Here is a 16,611-nt window from a genome sequence, read left to right as displayed (position 1 = left end):
TGCTCGCGATGAGGCCATCACATTCAATATTGATGGCGACTGATCCACCGCTATCGCGAGCAAGCTCAGCTCCTACAGGGGATTCGCGGTGCACACATGTTTTGTGTACACCCCCTCATCCTTAGCCGACGGGTGTTTGGCCGTCAGACCGTGTGCAGATACCAGTTGTACTCAAGGTCCGAGATGGAGTTCTCGAACTCGGCCAGCTCGCTTTCCTTGCACGCCACGAACACGTCGATGTACAGCGGGTCGATGTACCTGGCCATGACTTCGCTGTCGTCCAGTTCGCGCAGTGCATCGCGCAGGTTGTTCGGCAGGCTCTGTTCGTTTTGCTCGTAGCTGTTGCCTTCGACCGGTGGGCCGGGTTCGATTTCGTTGGTCAGGCCGTGGTGAATACCGGCCAGCACCGAGGCCATCAGCAGGTACGGGTTGGCATCGGCGCCAGCGACGCGGTGCTCGATACGCACGGCGTCTGCAGAACCGGTCGGCACGCGGACTGCAACGGTGCGGTTGTCGATGCCCCAGCTTGGCGAGTTCGGCACGTAGAACTGTGCGCCGAAACGACGGTACGAGTTGACGTTCGGGCAGAGGAAGGCCATCTGCGCCGGCAGGGTCTCGAGCACACCGCCGATCGCGTGACGCAGTGCGGCGTTCTGCTCGGGATCCTCGCTGGCAAAGATGTTGTTGCCTTCCTTGTCGAGAATCGAAATGTGCACGTGCAGACCGTTGCCCGCCTGGCCCGGATACGGCTTGGCCATGAAGGTGGTGTCCATTTCATGGTCGTAGGCGATGTTCTTCACCAGACGCTTGAGCAGCACCGCGTAGTCGCAGGCCTTGATCGGGTCGGAGACGTGGTGCAGGTTCACTTCGAACTGCGCCGGGGCGCTTTCCTTGACGATGGCGTCGGCTGGGATGCCCTGCTCTTTCGCGCCTTCGAGGATGTCTTGCAGGCAGTCGACGTATTCGTCGAGGTCGTCGATCAGGTACACCTGGGTCGACATCGGACGCTTACCGGAGACCGGCGAACGTGGCGATTGCGGACGACCGTTCACGTTGTCCTGGTCGATCAGATAAAACTCGAGTTCGAACGCGGCGCAGATGGTCAGGCCCATGTCGTCGAACTTGCGCACCACATTGGCCAGCACTTCACGCGGGTCGGCAAAGAACGGCTCGCCTTCGAGTTCGTGCATGGTCATCAACAGTTGCGCGGTGGGGCGCTTCTGCCAAGGCTCGATGCTCAGGGTGCCGGGAATCGGGTAGCAGATTCGGTCGGAGTCGCCGATGTCCAGACCCAGGCCGGTGCTTTCCACCGTGGAACCGTTGATGTCCAGAGCGAACAGGGACGCCGGCAGGTTAATGCCTTTTTCGTAAACCTTATGAAGACTGGTGCGCTCGATGCGCTTGCCGCGCACCACACCGTTCATATCCGCAATCAGAAGGTCGACGTACAAAACCTCAGGATATTTCTTAAGGAATGCGTTTGCTTCGTTGAGTTGAACGGCACGCAGAGGGACCGACATGATGCACCTATTAGCTGTTAATTATTATGTTCACCGCCCTTTCACGAGCCCAGTCAATCCGAAAGGCAAAGTGAAGTCAATAGCGAACAAAGCGCCTTTCACGTTGAATTTATTGGCCGCTTCAGCCACTCATCGCCCCATTTACTGCCTCAAACCCACGCCAGCCCGGATTCCCGGCCGCTTTTTCGTTTAGAATTTTTTACATGAGAGTTGTTAATTAAAATCAACGAGGCTAAGCTCCGGAAAAGCTCGTTCAAGTGTGAAACTTCGAGGTGATAAAAATGGCACTCAAGCCATTGATCGGCGTTACTGCGTGCGTCAAACAGATTGGCCTGCACCCCTACCACGTCAGCGGCGACAAGTACTTGCGTGCTGTCAGCGTCGCGGCTCTGGGGCTGCCGGTGGTCATTCCTTCCTTAGGCGAACTAACCGAGATTGATGAGCTGCTCGCGCATCTCGATGGTTTGTTGCTGACCGGTTCGCCGTCGAATGTGGAGCCCTTCCACTATCAAGGCCCCGCCAGCGCACCCGGCACGGATCACGATCCTGCCCGGGACAGCACCACCCTTCCCTTATTGCGTGCAGCGATTGCCGCCGGTGTTCCGGTACTCGGTATTTGTCGCGGCTTTCAGGAAATGAACGTGGCGTTCGGTGGCAGCTTGCATCAGAAGGTCCACGAATTGCCCGGCATGCTTGATCACCGGGAAGCGGATCATCCGGACCTGGCGGTGCAGTACGCACCGGCTCATGCGGTCAACGTGCAACCGGGCGGTGTGTTCCAAGCGCTGGAATTGCCGCAGGTGTTCCAGGTCAATTCGATTCACAGCCAAGGCATCGACCGACTGGCCCCCGGCCTGCGCGCCGAAGCCATCGCTCCCGACGGCTTGATCGAAGCGATCTCCGTTGAGCACAGCAAGGCCTTCGCCCTCGGCGTGCAATGGCACCCGGAATGGCAGGTCCTGGCCAACCCTCCCTACTTGAGTATTTTCCAGGCGTTTGGCGAGGCGTGCCGACAACGGGCCGCGCTGCGTAATACCCGCTGACTTGACACTCGATTAATCCATTTACTGCCCACGTGAGTCGGGCGGGCGCGCCCTTGCGCACCCGTGACTCACGAAAACGACACACCGCAATAACAACAAGTACGACCAGGCAGCCAGGACGGCGGCGCCGAATTAGCCCAGGCCGGTACGGGTAACCCTGTAGGAGCCGAGCTTGCTCGCGATGGCAGCCTGACAGTCAGCATTGATGTCGACTGTCAGGGCCTCATCGCGAGCAAGCTCAGCTCCTACAGGTGGGACCGTATCCGGTACGGGTTCGCAATCAACTATTAAGTCAGGCCGTATTGGCCCGACGACTGACACCTGTTGGGAGTTTCACATGGCAAACGCCTCCAGCATTTACAGGAAGGCTCTAGAAGGTAATCAGCAACCGAAAAAGGTTCTGGTGAGAGTCGACCGCGTAACCAAGAAATTTGACGAAACCATTGCCGTAGACGATGTGTCCCTGGACATCCACCAAGGCGAAATCTTCGCCATGCTGGGCGGTTCGGGTTCCGGCAAATCGACACTCCTGCGCATGCTGGCAGGCTTTGAGCGACCGACCGAAGGGCGGATCTACCTCGATGGCGTGGACATCACCGATATGCCGCCGTACGAGCGGCCGATCAACATGATGTTCCAGTCCTACGCGCTGTTTCCGCACATGACCGTGGCACAGAACATTGCCTTCGGCCTGAAGCAGGACCGTCTGCCCGCCAGTGAAATCGAAGCCCGCGTCGAAGAAATGCTCAGGCTGGTGCACATGACCCAGTACGCCAAGCGCAAGCCGCACCAGCTCTCCGGCGGTCAGCGCCAGCGTGTGGCGCTGGCCCGCTCGCTGGCCAAACGGCCAAAACTGCTGTTGCTCGATGAGCCGATGGGCGCACTGGATAAAAAGCTGCGCTCGCAGATGCAACTCGAACTGGTGGAAATCATCGAGCGCGTCGGCGTGACCTGCGTGATGGTGACCCACGACCAGGAAGAGGCCATGACCATGGCCCAACGCATCGCGATCATGCACCTGGGCTGGATCGCCCAGATCGGTAGCCCGGTCGACATCTATGAAGCGCCGGTCAGCCGCATGGTCTGCGAATTCATCGGCAACGTGAACGCTTTCGACGGCACCGTTGTAGAAGACCTGGAAGGTCACGCGATCATTCACAGCCCGGACCTGGAACAGAAGATCTATGTCGGTCACGGCGTGAGCACGTCGGTGCAGGACAAGTCGATCACCTACGCCATCCGCCCGGAAAAAATGCTGGTCAGCACCGTCAAACCCGAGACCCGTTACAACTGGTCCCAGGGGAAGGTGCATGACATCGCTTACCTCGGCGGGCACTCGGTGTTTTACGTGGAGCTGCCTGGCGGCAAGATCGTGCAGTCGTTCATGGCCAACGCCGAACGCCGTGGCACACGCCCGACGTGGGACGATCAGGTCTACGTCTGGTGGGAAGACGACAGCGGCGTGGTACTGCGCGCATGAACACTCTCACTCAGCAGTTTCAGCGGTTTTTGCCGAGCGGCCGTAAAGTCGTGATCGGTATTCCATTCCTGTGGCTGTGCCTGTTCTTCATGCTGCCGTTTTTCCTGGTGATGAAGATCAGTTTTTCCGAAGCAGCCCTGGCCATCCCACCCTACTCCGAGATCTACAGCTTCGCTGAACAGAAATTCCAGCTGCTGTTGAACCTCGGCAACTACGCCATGCTGGGCGACGATGAGCTGTACATCTCGGCTTATCTGGGCTCCCTGAAAATGGCCGCCCTCAGCACGGCGATGTGCCTGGTGATCGGTTTCCCGATGGCCTACGCGATTTCCAAGGCCAGCAAGGAAGCGCAGAACGTCTTGCTGCTGCTGATCATGATGCCGACCTGGACGGCGATCCTGATCCGCGTGTATGCGTGGATGGGCATCCTCAGCAACAACGGTTTGCTCAATGCATTCCTGCTCTGGACCGGGCTGATTTCAGAGCCGATCGAAATCCTCAACACCAACACTGCGGTCTACATCGGCGTGGTGTATGCGTACCTGCCGTTCATGGTGCTGCCGCTGTACGCCAACCTCGTCAAGCATGACGGAAGTCTGCTGGAGGCCGCATCGGACCTGGGTTCAAGCAACTTCAACAACTTCTGGAAAATCACTGTCCCGCTGGCCAGGAACGGCATCATCGCAGGCTGCATGCTGGTGTTCATTCCGGTGGTGGGTGAGTTCGTGATTCCGGAACTGCTCGGTGGCCCGGAAACCCTGATGATCGGTCGCGTGCTGTGGCAGGAGTTCTTCAACAACCGTGACTGGCCGGTGGCGTCCGCGTTGGCGGTGGTGATGCTGGCGATCCTGATTGTGCCGATCATCCTGTTCAACCGCAGCCAAGCCAAAGAGATGGAGGGACGGGCATGAACCGTTTCGGATTTTCAAGAATGATGCTGGTGCTCGGCCTGTTGTTCATCTACATGCCGATGCTGATTCTGGTGATCTACTCGTTCAACGCCTCGAAACTGGTGACGGTCTGGGGCGGCTGGTCGGTGAAGTGGTACGTCGGCCTGCTGGACAACACCCAACTGATGGGCTCGGTGGTGCGCTCGCTGGAAATCGCCTGCTACACCGCGATTGCCGCCGTAGCGCTGGGCACGCTGGCCGCTTTCGTGCTGACCCGCGTGACCCGCTTCAAGGGCCGCACGCTGTTCGGCGGCCTGGTCACCGCGCCGTTGGTGATGCCGGAAGTGATCACCGGTCTGTCGCTGTTGCTGCTGTTCGTGGCGATGGCGCAGATGATTGGCTGGCCGCAGGAACGTGGCATCGTCACCATCTGGATCGCCCACACCACGTTCTGCGCCGCCTATGTGGCGGTGGTGGTATCGGCGCGCTTGCGTGAGCTGGACCTGTCCATCGAAGAGGCGGCCATGGACCTCGGTGCACGGCCCTTGAAGGTGTTCTTCCTGATCACCATTCCGATGATCGCGCCCTCGCTGGCCGCCGGCGGCATGATGTCGTTCGCCCTGTCGCTGGACGATCTGGTGCTGGCGAGCTTCGTCTCCGGACCGGGCTCCACGACCTTGCCGATGGAAGTGTTCTCGGCCGTGCGTCTGGGTGTGAAACCGGAGATCAACGCCGTGGCCAGCCTGATTCTGCTGGCGGTATCGATCGTGACCTTCATGGTCTGGTACTTCAGTCGCAAGGCCGAAGCCACTCGCAAGCGCGCGATCCAGGAAGCCATGGATCAGACCGCGAGCGAATCCTGGAAGCAACCGGCTTCACAACGACCAGTTACCCAACAGATCGGTGCGACGACTTAACACCGTCGCGTTTCATCGCGACAGCACTGAACAGATAACGGTGCGCCTTTGGGTGTGCCACGCAATACCGTTCATGCAGCGCCTTACCACCGCCGCAGTTACACGAACGGCCTCACCTGGCTCCTCGGTTAAGGTGATTTTGGGCGCCCTCGGGCGCCCTTTTTGCTTTTCGCAGTTATCCCACTATCGTCAGAGCTTGGCGATCGATACCTCGGTGGATTTGACGAACGCGATGACCTCGCTCCCCACCACCAACTCGAGATCGCGAATCGAGCGCGTGGTAATCACCGAAGTGACAACACCAGAGGCGGTTTGCACATCGACTTCAGAGACCACCGGCCCTTCCAGGATTTCCTTGACGATGCCTTTGAACTGATTGCGGACGTTGATTGCTTTGATGGTCATGACTAGGCTTCCTGTCGAAATGGCTACATGAGCACGGCTGTGCATGGCCTTAAAATGCACCTGATTGAATACGGAACAAAGGAATAAATAACTAGATATTTATTCCTTTTAAATATATGCAATGGATGGCGTCGAGTGTGCGATAGAACCTCCTGGCTTCGCTGCGGCCCAATTTCTATTCAACAAGTCTCGTCTGGAGGTTGTGATGCGAACGCTCGAACTGGCTGGCGTGCCTGTCCCTGTCATTGGTCAGGGCACCTGGCGCATGGGTGAAGACCCACGACAACGAACCCGTGAAATCGCCGCATTGCGCACCGGCATCGATCTGGGAATGACCCTGATCGACACCGCAGAAATGTATGCCGAAGGTGGTGCAGAGGAAGTGGTTGGCGAAGCCATTGCCGGTGTTCGCGATCGGGTGTTTCTGGTCAGCAAGGTCTACCCGCACAACGCCAGCCAACGCGGTATTCCCCTGGCCTGCGAACGCAGCTTGCGCCGTTTGGGAACCGACTACATCGATCTGTATCTGCTGCACTGGCGCGGCCAGTTTCCGCTCGCAGAGACCGTCGATGCTTTCGAACGCCTGCGCGACGACGGCAAGATTGGCCGTTGGGGCGTGTCCAATTTCGATGTGGCGGACTTGCACGAATTGGGCTCGGACGCCTGCGCCACCAATCAGGTGCTCTACAACCTTGAGGAGCGCGGTATCGAATTCGACCTGCTGCCCTGGTGCCAGCAACAGCGCATGCCGTTGATGGCTTATTGTCCGATTGCCCAGGCCGGGAGCCTCTTGTTCGAACCGACACTGAAGCAGATCGCCGCACGCCTTAACGTCACTGCGGCCCAAGTGTCACTGGCCTGGATTCTGCGTCAGGACGGCGTGATTGCCATCCCCAAAGCCGTACATCCCGAACACGTGCAGTTGAACGCTGCCGCCGGCGAATTGAAGCTCGATGCGGAAGATCTTCAGGCGCTTGATCGAGCATTTCGTGCCCCCAGCCGCAAGCATCGGCTGGCGATGGTCTGAGGCTTAGAACAAGCCCAATTGCCCGCCAATCAGTGTGCCGAAATCGTCGTCAACAAATGGCAGAATCGCGTCGGCCACCGGTTGCAACTGGCGACTGACGTAATGGTCGTAGTCAATCGGCGCACTGCGGGTTTCCAGCGGTTCAGGTCCCGCCACCGTGATTACGTAACTGATCCAGCCGCCGCGTTGATACTGCAGTGGCCGGCCCTGCCGATCATTGTATTCGTCGGCCAGGCGGGCGGCCCGCACATGAGGCGGTACGTTGCGCTGATAGTCGTCCAATGGCCGGCGCAGGCGCTTGCGGTAGATCAGCAGGTCATCGTGCTCACCGGCCAACGTCGCACGGACAAACTCGCGAACGTAATCCTGATAAGGCCGACGGTGAAAGATTCGCAGGTAGAGCTCCTGCTGAAATTGCCGGGCCAGAGGCGACCAGTCGGTGCGCACGGCTTCCAGGCCTTTGTAGACCATTTCGTCAGTGCCGTCGGCGCGTGTCACCAGCCCGGCATAGCGCTTCTTGCTGCCCTCTTCTGCGCCTCGAATGGTCGGCATCAGAAATCGTCGAAAGTGCGTTTCGAATTGCAGTTCGAGCACGCTGTGCAACCCGAACTCCTTCAGCAAGTGATCGCGCCACCACTGGTTGACGTGTTCGACCAGAGATCGGCCAATCTGCGCCGCTTCTTCCTGACCATGCGCACGCCGCAGCCAGACGAAGGTCGAGTCGGTGTCGCCATAGATCACCGCGTGCCCTTGCGCCTCGATCAACTGGCGAGTCTTGAGCATGATCTCGTGCCCGCGCAAGGTGATCGATGACGCCAGGCGCGTATCGAAAAACCGGCAGCCACTGGACCCGAGCACGCCATAGAACGCATTCATTATGATTTTCAGGGCCTGGGAAAGCGGCGCATTGTGCTCGCGCTTGGCGACTTCCCGGCCTTCCGATACACGGGCGACAATCGCTGGCAGGCAGTGCCGCGTTCGCGAGAAACGCGCACCACGAAAACCCGGCACCGACTCGCTGTCGTCGGGGTGGCGCAAGCCCTCCACCAGCCCCACCGGGTCAATCAAAAAGGTCCGGATGATCGACGGGTACAGGCTCTTGTAGTCGAGCACCAGCACCGACTCATACAACCCCGGCTGCGAATCCATGACAAACCCGCCGGGACTGGCCTGCGGCGGACGTTCGCCAAGGTTCGGTGCGACAAAGCCCTGACGGTGCATCAACGGCATGTAGAGGTGAGTGAAGGCCGCAACCGAACCGCCGCTGCGATCAGCCGGTAAACCGGTGACGCTGGCGCGCTCGAGCAAAAAGGTCAGCAGTTCGGTCTTGTGGAAGATCCGCGTGACCAGTTCGCAGTCTTTGAGGTTATAGCGCGCCAGTGCGGGCTTGTCCTCGGCAAACATGCGGTTGATTTCGTCCATGCGCTGGTACGGATTGTCGATCGACTTGCCTTCACCCAGCAGCGTCTGCGCGACGTTTTCCAGGCTGAACGAAGGGAAGCTCCAGGTCGCCGAGCGCAGCGACTCGATGCCGTCAATGATTAGCCGGCCAGCCGCGGCGGCAAAGAAGTGATTGTTGCCCGAGCCGTGTTCGCGCCACTGCATCTCCTCGCCGCCACGCCCCAAACGCAACGGCACAGCCAGGCGTCGGGCATGCTCGTGCAGCACGCGCAGGTCGAATTGCACAAGGTTCCAGCCGATGATTGCGTCGGGGTCATGGAGCGCAAACCACTCGTTGAGTTTTTTCAGCAACAGGGTTCGGGAGTCGCAGTACTCAAGCGCAAAGTCCACCAACGCGTCATCGCCATTTGGTGCCCCGAGCATGTAGACCTGGCGCTGCCCACAGCCTTGCAGTGCAATCGAATACAGCTCGCCCTGCTCGGTGGTTTCGATATCCAGCGAAACCAGCTTCAGGCGCGGGCGATAGTCCGGCGCAGGCTTGAGATGAGCGTCGAGCAGTGTGCCGGAGTCGTCCGCCGTTCCCGTGAACGACACGGGTGCGGTGATGAAACGCTCCATCAGGTAGCGTTCCGGCGGACGAATGTCCGCCTCGAAGACATCGACACCGGCCCTGCGCAACAGCGTGTCGAGGTGCATCAACTGGCGGTGCTGCTGGCAATACAGCCCGAACACCGGCCGATGCTGAAAATCCTGCAACCCCAGCGGGCGAAGCTCGACACCCTGTTCGCCACGCAACAGCAACTCGGCCTGCTCGCGCTGTTGCTCGGGAATGAACGCCACCGACGGCTGAACCGGCAGCCGGACAAGCCTTGGGCCTTGATCGGTCGCCAACCAGAACTCGACTTGCGTGCCGGCCGGGGTATCGCGCCAATGCCGGGTCAAGACGAAGCCCTGCTGTAAATCCACCACTGCAACCTCGAAGACTATTTCACTGGGTGATTCTACGCGTCATCGATGCTCAAGGCTGCCTTTGCGTTTGTCCCGCAAGTGATTGTAGGACAAGGCTCTAGGCCGACCCTGCAGGCGCCAACGCGTTTTATGTAGTGATTTAAAATATTCACTACAAAACCGTTGACGAGTTGTTTTTCCCCTTGCATGATGCGGACGTCTCCCCGATCGGGAGCATTGGCAAAAGTGTTGTGAAAAAGCTCGACTGACCGCCGAGCTGCTACCGGATGTGTACTGCCCACAAGGCAGATTGATGAAGCTGACCCAGCATGAGCGTCCAGTACAAGGACGAGAAACGCTGGCGATCAATCCTCAAGATGCTTGTGCCCGAGCTGAATAATGTCGGTAGCAACATCCAGGTAATCGCTGTTTCTCCCCGCTGTGCCGCACGTGCGTAGCAGTTTCTCGGCAAGACTACATGCATCCTGCTCAAGGCCCTGCCGATATTCGGCAGACACCCACTGTCGCCCTGGTTTCGGTACCAGATATCAACTTACCGATGCAGAGAAGTGAATTAGCGAACCAACTAGACAGATCAAACACTGGTCAAGGGGCTTACAAATGAATCTGAACAATCAACCGACTATTGATGAACTGGCTCGGATGTTCGCAGCACAAAAAGACAGCCATGACAGCCATATCCTGTGGATTGCCGAGTCTGGCCAGGTGCATATCGACTGCCTGTCGCCCCACGCCCATGAAGATGAGTTCGAAAAGAACAAACGTGACTTGCGTGCCCGCCTGAAGATGTACCGTCGCGGCCAGGGTTATGTTGGCAAGAAAGCCGCCGCCGACAAAGACTATGTCGGGCGCGTTCTTGAGACGCTGAATCAGGCGTGGAAGAGTGCGCAGGGTCAGTCTGACGTGTACGTGATCGACCGCTACTGCTAAGCGAGTCTGCCAGGAAGCTGATAGCCCGCCCGGGTTATCAGCGACTGCCAGGAGCGAAACGACACTGCGGATAAAGTAAACACCCTTCGATGACGCTTTTAGAACCCCTGAACGCCGCTTTGCCCTCTTGCTCTGTTGGCCTGCGTCTATGATTCTGTATAAGCGTCAACGCGCTTGGCGACGCCTGATAAATACAACACCGGAGAGGCCCTCATGAAGACCGTCGCGCAGCTGCTCAAGTTAAAGGCCGAACAGAACCAGCAGGTTCATACCATCAACTCGCATCAGATGGTGCTCGAAGCCCTGATGGTCATGGCCGCAAAAAACGTCGGTGCATTGCCGGTACTCGAAAACGGTCGAATCGTTGGCGTGATCAGTGAACGCGACTATGCGCGCAAACTGGTGCTCAAAGGTCGCTCCTCGGTCGGTACGCCCGTCAGCGACATCATGAACTCGCCAGTGATCACGGTGGACTCCCATCAATCCGTGCAAACCTGCATGAATATCATGACCGACAAGCACCTGCGTCATTTGCCGGTGGTGGAAAATGGCCAACTGTTGGGCTTGTTGTCCATCGGCGACCTCGTCAAGGAAGCCATTGCCGAGCAGGCCGAACTGATCCAGCAGCTGGAACAGTACATTCGCGGCGAATAACTCCCCTCGCCCATCACCCCGGACCACTGACTGCGCGCTCTCGATCCTCAAGAACTCGCAGTTGTTGGTGATGAAGGCCGCAAGCTACCACCGCTTGCCCTCCCGTTTTGTCTCAAGCCTCGCACTTTGGATTTGCTCTATCGCGAGGGACTTCTATATTCATTTAACGGCCTGTAGCTTCCGACTTCCCCTGAGCGCGAACCATGACCAGGACTGATCATTTGATCATCTGTGAACATTGCGATTGCGTGTATGAAAAAGTTGCGCTCGCCAAACATCAAACCGCCCTGTGCACGCGTTGTGGCGGGGTACTTCAGCGCTACAACGGATTGTCAGTGGAGCAACGCCTGGCCTTGAGCCTGACGGCTGCCGTCCTGTGGATTTTCGCCAACTTCTATCCGGTGATGAGCATCAGCCTAAAAGGCCTGAAAAATAGCGCCACCTTATGGGACTCGGTGCTGGCGCTCAGCCAGGGACCGATCACCTTCATGGCCATGGTTGCAGCCATCGCCATGATCATCGCGCCCATCATTCAACTGCTGTTGCTGGTCTGGGTGTTGAGTTTCGCCCTCATGGCCAGGCGCTCACCGGCATTCAGGCTGTGCATGCGCTGGCTGGAAACGCTAAGGCCCTGGAGCATGCTTGAGGTTTGCCTGCTGGGGGCAATGGTCTCGGTGTTCAAACTTGCAGGCCTGCTTGATGTGCTGCCCGGCGTCGGCCTGTTTGCCCTCTCGGTGCTGAGCTTGCTGCTGATCCGGATTGCCGGCCGCGATGTTCGCGACCTGTGGGACACCCTATGAACACGGCACCTGAAGCCCGCGATCTCAACCTTTGCCTGTGCCACAGCTGCGGCAATGCCTGCGACTTGACCGACCACCCACACGAGTGCGAGCGCTGTGGCGCACCCTTGCATGCCCGCAAAGCCAACTCATTGACCCGGACCTGGGCCTACCTATTGGCCTCAATGGTATTTTATATCCCGGCCAATCTGTTGCCGGTCATGAACACCAGCATGTTTGGCAGTGACTCTGAAAGCACCATCATCGGCGGCGTGATGGAGTTCTGGGAGCATGGTGCCTGGGACATTGCGCTGATCATTTTCATCGCCAGTATCGCGGTGCCGGGCATCAAGTTCGTGGCCCTCTCGCTGCTGCTGATCACGGTACAACGCGGTAGCCTCTGGGCTCGCAAAGAGCGTTCAAAACTCTATCGTTTCGTCGAGTTGATCGGCTACTGGTCGATGCTCGATGTGATTGTCGTCGCATTGGTGGCGGCGCTGGTGAAATTCCAGGCGCTGGGCGATATCGAGCCCCGCCTGGGGATACTGTTCTTTGGTCTGGTGGTGGTGTTCACCATGCTCTCGGCGATGAGTTTCGACCCGCGCCTGATTTGGGAAAAACGAAAATCGGAGGAGGTCATGGATGGAGTCGCAAGCCACTGAGAAACAGCCAGTCCCCGGCCACGCCAACATCAAGACTCGTCGCTGGAGTATTTCGCTGGTATGGATCGTGCCGATCGTCGCGGTGCTGGTCGGGGTGTCCCTGGTGGTGCATAACATACTGCAACAAGGGCCAACCATCATTCTCAACTTCAAGACCGGCGAAGGTCTCATCGCCAACAAGACCGAGGTCAAATACCGCAACGTGGTGATCGGCCATGTCTCAGACGTCGAATTGAGCGATGATCAGAAGAGCGTCAACGCCACGGTGAAACTCGTCAAGCAGGCTGAATCCTTCACCCGCGAAGATTCTAAGTTCTGGGTCGTGCGGCCACGTATTGGCGCAGGCGGCGTGTCTGGAATCGACACCTTGCTCTCGGGTGCCTTTGTCGGCGCCGACGCCGGCCGCGCCGATGCACGCGCCAAAACCTTCACCGGCCTTGAGGCCCCGCCGCCCCTCACCTTTGGTGAACCGGGCAAGCATTTCATGTTGCACACCCAGGATCTCGGCTCACTGGAAATTGGCTCTCCTGTTTATTTCCGCAAAATTCCGGTGGGCCAAGTGGTCGCCTATACCCTGGATGCGGAGGGCAAGGGTGTGGATATCCAGGTCTTCGTCAAGGCGCCGAACGATGTCCATGTCACCGAAAACACTCGTTTCTGGAACGTCAGTGGTATCGCCATCGATGTGGGCGCGAATGGCTTTGCGTTCAAAACCGAGTCACTGTCAGCCATGCTGGTGGGCGGAATCACCTTTCGCACTCCAGACTACAGCCCCAACGACCAACCGGCGGCCGAAGACAAGAACTTCGAGCTGTTCGACGATCAGCAGACCGCCCTTGCCCCGCCCAACGGCAAGGCGCAATTCCTTTCGTTGCGTTTCAATCAGGAATTGCGTGGGCTTAAGGTGGATGCCCCTGTGGAATTCCAGGGACTGGAAATCGGCAAGGTGGTCGCGATCAATCTGGACTTTGACGAGAAGACCCGCAGTTTCCCCATCAACGTGGGCATCGTGATCTACCCTCAACGCTTGGGGCAGGCCCATACCAAGATGCTCAAGGTCTTGAGCCACAACCCCGACGACGAACAGGCCGGCATCCGGCTTATGGGCACGTTTGTCGAAAACGGCCTGCGCGCTCAGGCCCGCAGTGGCAGCTTATTGACCGGGCAGTTGTACATTGCGCTGGACTTCTTCCCCAAAGCCGAAAAAGTTGTCTTCGATCCCAACGCCCGGCCGGTCAGGATACCTACCGTTCCCGCCAGTCTCGAACAGCTGCAAGAGCAGCTCCAGGCGATGGTCGACAAGATCAACAAGCTGCCAATCGAGCACATCGCCAACAACCTCGATGACAACCTGACAGAACTGCGTAAAAGCCTCAAACAGGTCAACAGCAAGACACTGCCTGGTGTACAGAACACCTTGCAGGACATGAGCAAAACCCTGCAATCGGCCGGCTCGACCCTCGCCGAAGGCTCGCCACAGCGTGAGCAATTGAGTGAAACCCTGGATGAACTCGGGCGCGCATCACGCTCGCTGCGTGAATTGTCAGACTACCTGACCCGCCATCCGGAATCCCTGGTACGCGGGCGCCCTAAAGGTGCCCAGGCACAAGACCTGCAACCGTCTTCGAGCAACTGAGCCAGGAGCAAACCGATGTCTTTATCACTGAAAGTTTCGTTGCTCAGTCTGGTCGTTTTGCTCGCTGCATGCCGCAGTGATCCGATTCATTACCACACCCTGACCCCGCCGGCCCAGCCGGCCACAGGCTCGCGTGGCAGTACCGATATCCAGATTGAGCGGGTCACCGTGCCACCCCAGGTCGACCGACCGCAAATCGTCATTCGCCAAGGCAACAGTGGCCTGGCAATTCTGGAAACCGAATGGTGGGGGGCCAGCCTGTCCGATGAGTTCAAAAGTGCCTTGGTCGATCAGTTGTCCGGCATGGTGGCTCAGCGCAATGTATCGCTGCGGGTGGATGTGCAGCGCTTTGATTCTATTCCCGGCCAATACGCGCTCGTCGATGTGAAATGGCGCCTGAAAACTGCAGGATCCGATGCAAGCAACGCACCGCTGACCTGCCGCACAACGTTGCAAACGTCGGCAGGCCCAACCATTGATGATCTAGTGGCGGCCCATCAGAAAAACGTCAAACGACTGGCCAGCCTCATCAGCAAAATGGCCAGCGCACCCTTTAACGGATGTCCTCCTGCTGAGTAGCGGACAGGTGTTCATGCCCGTGGCGAGCGTCTAACAGGCTGCTGTAGTCACCTCTTTCTTACTGAATAGCCTGACCGCCTTGCATGGGAATCTGATCGCCTTGCAGAGGAGACACTAACGGCGCAGGTTCAGGCGCGACCGGCAAGTTTTTGGAGAGACTGCCTTCTATCTGCCCCGAAATGTAGTAGACCCCCGCCATTACCCCATTGGCCTCGTTCTCTATCAACCCAAGCCACGCTTTGTCGAACGCGTCGCCCAGGCTTTTGCGTAGCTGTACTTCGGTCTCCGCTCGATCATTCTCGTTCGAGACGGCACCAATACTCTCTGTCACCACAGAAATTACGGCCCCCGCCACTCGGCCCACTGCCGCGGCAACAGCGCCGGCGACACTACGGGTGGCGATCTCGCCCTCAAGCTTTTCACCGGCTCGCTTGGCCACCGACGATATACCGGCGTCTGATAACCCGGCACCCGCACCGCTGTTAGCGCTGCGGACTCGTTGGATCAAGGCCTGATAGGAAGGTAGATTGGTAACCGGTTCGGCGTGAGCAATTTGATAGAGCGAAGCGTTGCGTGCGGGGGGAGGTGCCAGCGCGATTGCCGGAATATCGTTGAGTCGACGGTCGAATTGATCTTGAGGTGCACTGTAGTGCTGCTGGATCTCCACAAGATGCGCGTCCAGAGTCTGTAAATAGAGGGTAATTGCGTCGGCCATGATCACGTTGGGATCGGTGACCTTGGCGATAGGGTCCAGCACGCGTTCATGGTATTGCTCCTGTAGGTAGACCGTTAATCGGTTTACCACAGGATCGACCTCTCCCCCGCTGCTCATCTTGTACCAACCCACCTTCGCAGACAGCCATTGCTGGGTCCAATAGCTGGTAAACCACGGGATGAAATCTGTTTCGGTGCGCTGGTAGACCATCTCTCTCCAGCGCTCCATGGCGCTGCGCGTGTAACGTTTGACTATCTCTTTGGAGGACAATGAAGCGGCGTCTATGTCTTGATCAATCTGCTGCCAGGTTGCTTCCGGGATCACAACCGGCGCAGTCGGCTCGGAGGCGCGATGTACCGTGGCACAACCTGCCAACACTACTAGCAAGACAACAAGCAGGAAACGCAGATTCAAGATCGCAGTCCCCTAGAAATGACACGGCAGCACTAACCTTTACGCTGTCCGAACGGAACGAGCAGCATTTCCAACCATGGTATTTTGAGTATAGGTGGCGAGAGACAGGACAAAAAATCACCGCGTGAACGTGTGGTTTTGGTGAAGGCGAGCAGCCCTACTTCAACAAAACCGCATATTCGCGGCTGTGGAAAACACTCGGAGGACGGAGTCGCCATGCTTTACCGAATAGCCGCCGACGGACTGGCACTGTTTCATCTATTGTTCATTCTGTTCGTGCTTTTCGGCGGCTTGTTGACGCTCAAATGGCGGCACTTGATCTGGTTGCACCTGCCTGCCGTTGTGTGGGGTGTGGTCGTCGAAGTCTTCCAGTTGACCTGCCCCCTGACCCACTGGGAAAACCTCTGGCGCCAATCTGCCGGGCAGGGCGGTTACGGTGACAGTTTCATCGAGCACTATGTGTGGCCGTTGATATACCCGGTCGGCCTGACTCCGGCGATACAGCTAGGGCTGGGCTGCCTGGTGCTTCTCATCAACGTGATTGTCTATGTGCATCTGGCCAGGCAGCGGAAGCTGTCGCGGGCAACCTA

The 16,611-nt window shown here is 58.1% G+C and carries 16 protein-coding genes; 12 read left to right on the top strand and 4 right to left on the bottom strand.

Annotation, left to right across the window (positions count from 1 at the left end; genetic code table 11):
* Positions 1–143: 143 nt before the first annotated feature.
* Positions 144–1,520: a glutamine synthetase family protein gene (locus tag HK44_RS00285; protein ID WP_019689634.1), complete on the bottom strand. Its 1,377-nt coding sequence runs from the start codon at positions 1,518–1,520 to the stop codon at positions 144–146.
* A 281-nt stretch (positions 1,521–1,801) separates the two neighbouring features.
* Between HK44_RS00285 and HK44_RS00280 the strand changes: the two genes are divergently transcribed.
* The 4 genes from HK44_RS00280 (at position 1,802) to HK44_RS00265 (ending at position 5,850) form a co-directional block, all read left to right on the top strand.
* Entirely contained in the window at positions 1,802–2,563 is a 762-nt protein-coding gene (locus tag HK44_RS00280) for a gamma-glutamyl-gamma-aminobutyrate hydrolase family protein (protein ID WP_019689633.1), read from the top strand.
* Between the two features lie 337 nt (positions 2,564–2,900).
* A complete protein-coding gene (gene potA, locus HK44_RS00275) occupies positions 2,901–4,043 on the top strand; it encodes a polyamine ABC transporter ATP-binding protein (protein WP_019689632.1) in 1,143 nt (380 codons plus the stop codon).
* Between the two features lie 29 nt (positions 4,044–4,072).
* Positions 4,073–4,954, top strand: coding sequence for an ABC transporter permease subunit (locus tag HK44_RS00270; RefSeq protein WP_162174759.1), 882 nt, complete (start codon positions 4,073–4,075; stop codon positions 4,952–4,954).
* A complete protein-coding gene (locus tag HK44_RS00265; RefSeq protein WP_019689630.1) occupies positions 4,951–5,850 on the top strand; it encodes an ABC transporter permease subunit in 900 nt (299 codons plus the stop codon). Before HK44_RS00270 ends, HK44_RS00265 begins: the two co-directional genes overlap by 4 nt.
* 189 nt (positions 5,851–6,039) lie before the next feature.
* On the opposite strand, the gene HK44_RS00260 is transcribed toward HK44_RS00265, so the two are convergent.
* Positions 6,040–6,255 (bottom strand): TOBE domain-containing protein, encoded by a 216-nt coding sequence (locus tag HK44_RS00260; protein WP_019689629.1) that lies wholly within the window; start codon positions 6,253–6,255, stop codon positions 6,040–6,042.
* 205 nt (positions 6,256–6,460) lie between these two features.
* On the opposite strand from HK44_RS00260, the gene HK44_RS00255 reads away from it, so the two are divergent.
* Complete coding sequence (locus HK44_RS00255) at positions 6,461–7,282, top strand: aldo/keto reductase (RefSeq protein ID WP_019689628.1); 822 nt, start codon at positions 6,461–6,463, stop codon at positions 7,280–7,282.
* A gap of 3 nt (positions 7,283–7,285) precedes the next feature.
* Here HK44_RS00255 and HK44_RS00250 read toward each other — a convergent pair whose 3' ends face one another.
* The gene (locus tag HK44_RS00250) at positions 7,286–9,649 is read right to left on the bottom strand and encodes a DNA polymerase II (RefSeq protein WP_031319259.1); all 2,364 of its coding nucleotides are present in this window, start codon (positions 9,647–9,649) and stop codon (positions 7,286–7,288) included.
* 603 nt (positions 9,650–10,252) lie between these two features.
* On the opposite strand from HK44_RS00250, the gene HK44_RS00245 reads away from it, so the two are divergent.
* From HK44_RS00245 to HK44_RS00220, 6 genes are all read left to right on the top strand, one after another.
* Positions 10,253–10,582, top strand: coding sequence for a hypothetical protein (locus HK44_RS00245; protein WP_019689626.1), 330 nt, complete (start codon positions 10,253–10,255; stop codon positions 10,580–10,582).
* Between the two features lie 213 nt (positions 10,583–10,795).
* Complete coding sequence (locus tag HK44_RS00240; RefSeq protein WP_019689625.1) at positions 10,796–11,236, top strand: CBS domain-containing protein; 441 nt, start codon at positions 10,796–10,798, stop codon at positions 11,234–11,236.
* 203 nt (positions 11,237–11,439) lie between these two features.
* Entirely contained in the window at positions 11,440–12,036 is a 597-nt protein-coding gene (locus HK44_RS00235; protein ID WP_019689624.1) for a paraquat-inducible protein A, read from the top strand.
* Positions 12,033–12,677, top strand: a complete 645-nt coding sequence (locus tag HK44_RS00230) for a paraquat-inducible protein A (protein WP_024264643.1) — start codon at positions 12,033–12,035, stop codon at positions 12,675–12,677. Before HK44_RS00235 ends, HK44_RS00230 begins: the two co-directional genes overlap by 4 nt.
* Complete coding sequence (locus tag HK44_RS00225; RefSeq protein WP_019689622.1) at positions 12,658–14,313, top strand: intermembrane transport protein PqiB; 1,656 nt, start codon at positions 12,658–12,660, stop codon at positions 14,311–14,313. Before HK44_RS00230 ends, HK44_RS00225 begins: the two co-directional genes overlap by 20 nt.
* Positions 14,314–14,328: 15 nt before the next feature.
* Complete coding sequence (locus HK44_RS00220) at positions 14,329–14,892, top strand: PqiC family protein (protein WP_019689621.1); 564 nt, start codon at positions 14,329–14,331, stop codon at positions 14,890–14,892.
* Between the two features lie 58 nt (positions 14,893–14,950).
* On the opposite strand, the gene HK44_RS00215 is transcribed toward HK44_RS00220, so the two are convergent.
* Positions 14,951–16,021 carry a hypothetical protein gene (locus HK44_RS00215; protein WP_019689620.1) on the bottom strand — a complete coding sequence of 357 codons (1,071 nt, stop codon included), beginning with the start codon at positions 16,019–16,021 and terminating at the stop codon, positions 14,951–14,953.
* A gap of 216 nt (positions 16,022–16,237) precedes the next feature.
* On the opposite strand from HK44_RS00215, the gene HK44_RS00210 reads away from it, so the two are divergent.
* Positions 16,238–16,611, top strand: a 374-nt coding sequence (locus tag HK44_RS00210) for a DUF2784 domain-containing protein (protein WP_019689619.1), incomplete at its 3' end; no start/stop codon positions are given.

Source organism: Pseudomonas fluorescens HK44 (genome assembly GCF_000217955.3).
Lineage (GTDB): Bacteria > Pseudomonadota > Gammaproteobacteria > Pseudomonadales > Pseudomonadaceae > Aquipseudomonas > Aquipseudomonas fluorescens_AQ.
Note: the sequence above shows the minus strand (reverse complement) of the source record. Positions and strands in the feature narration are given on the sequence as shown.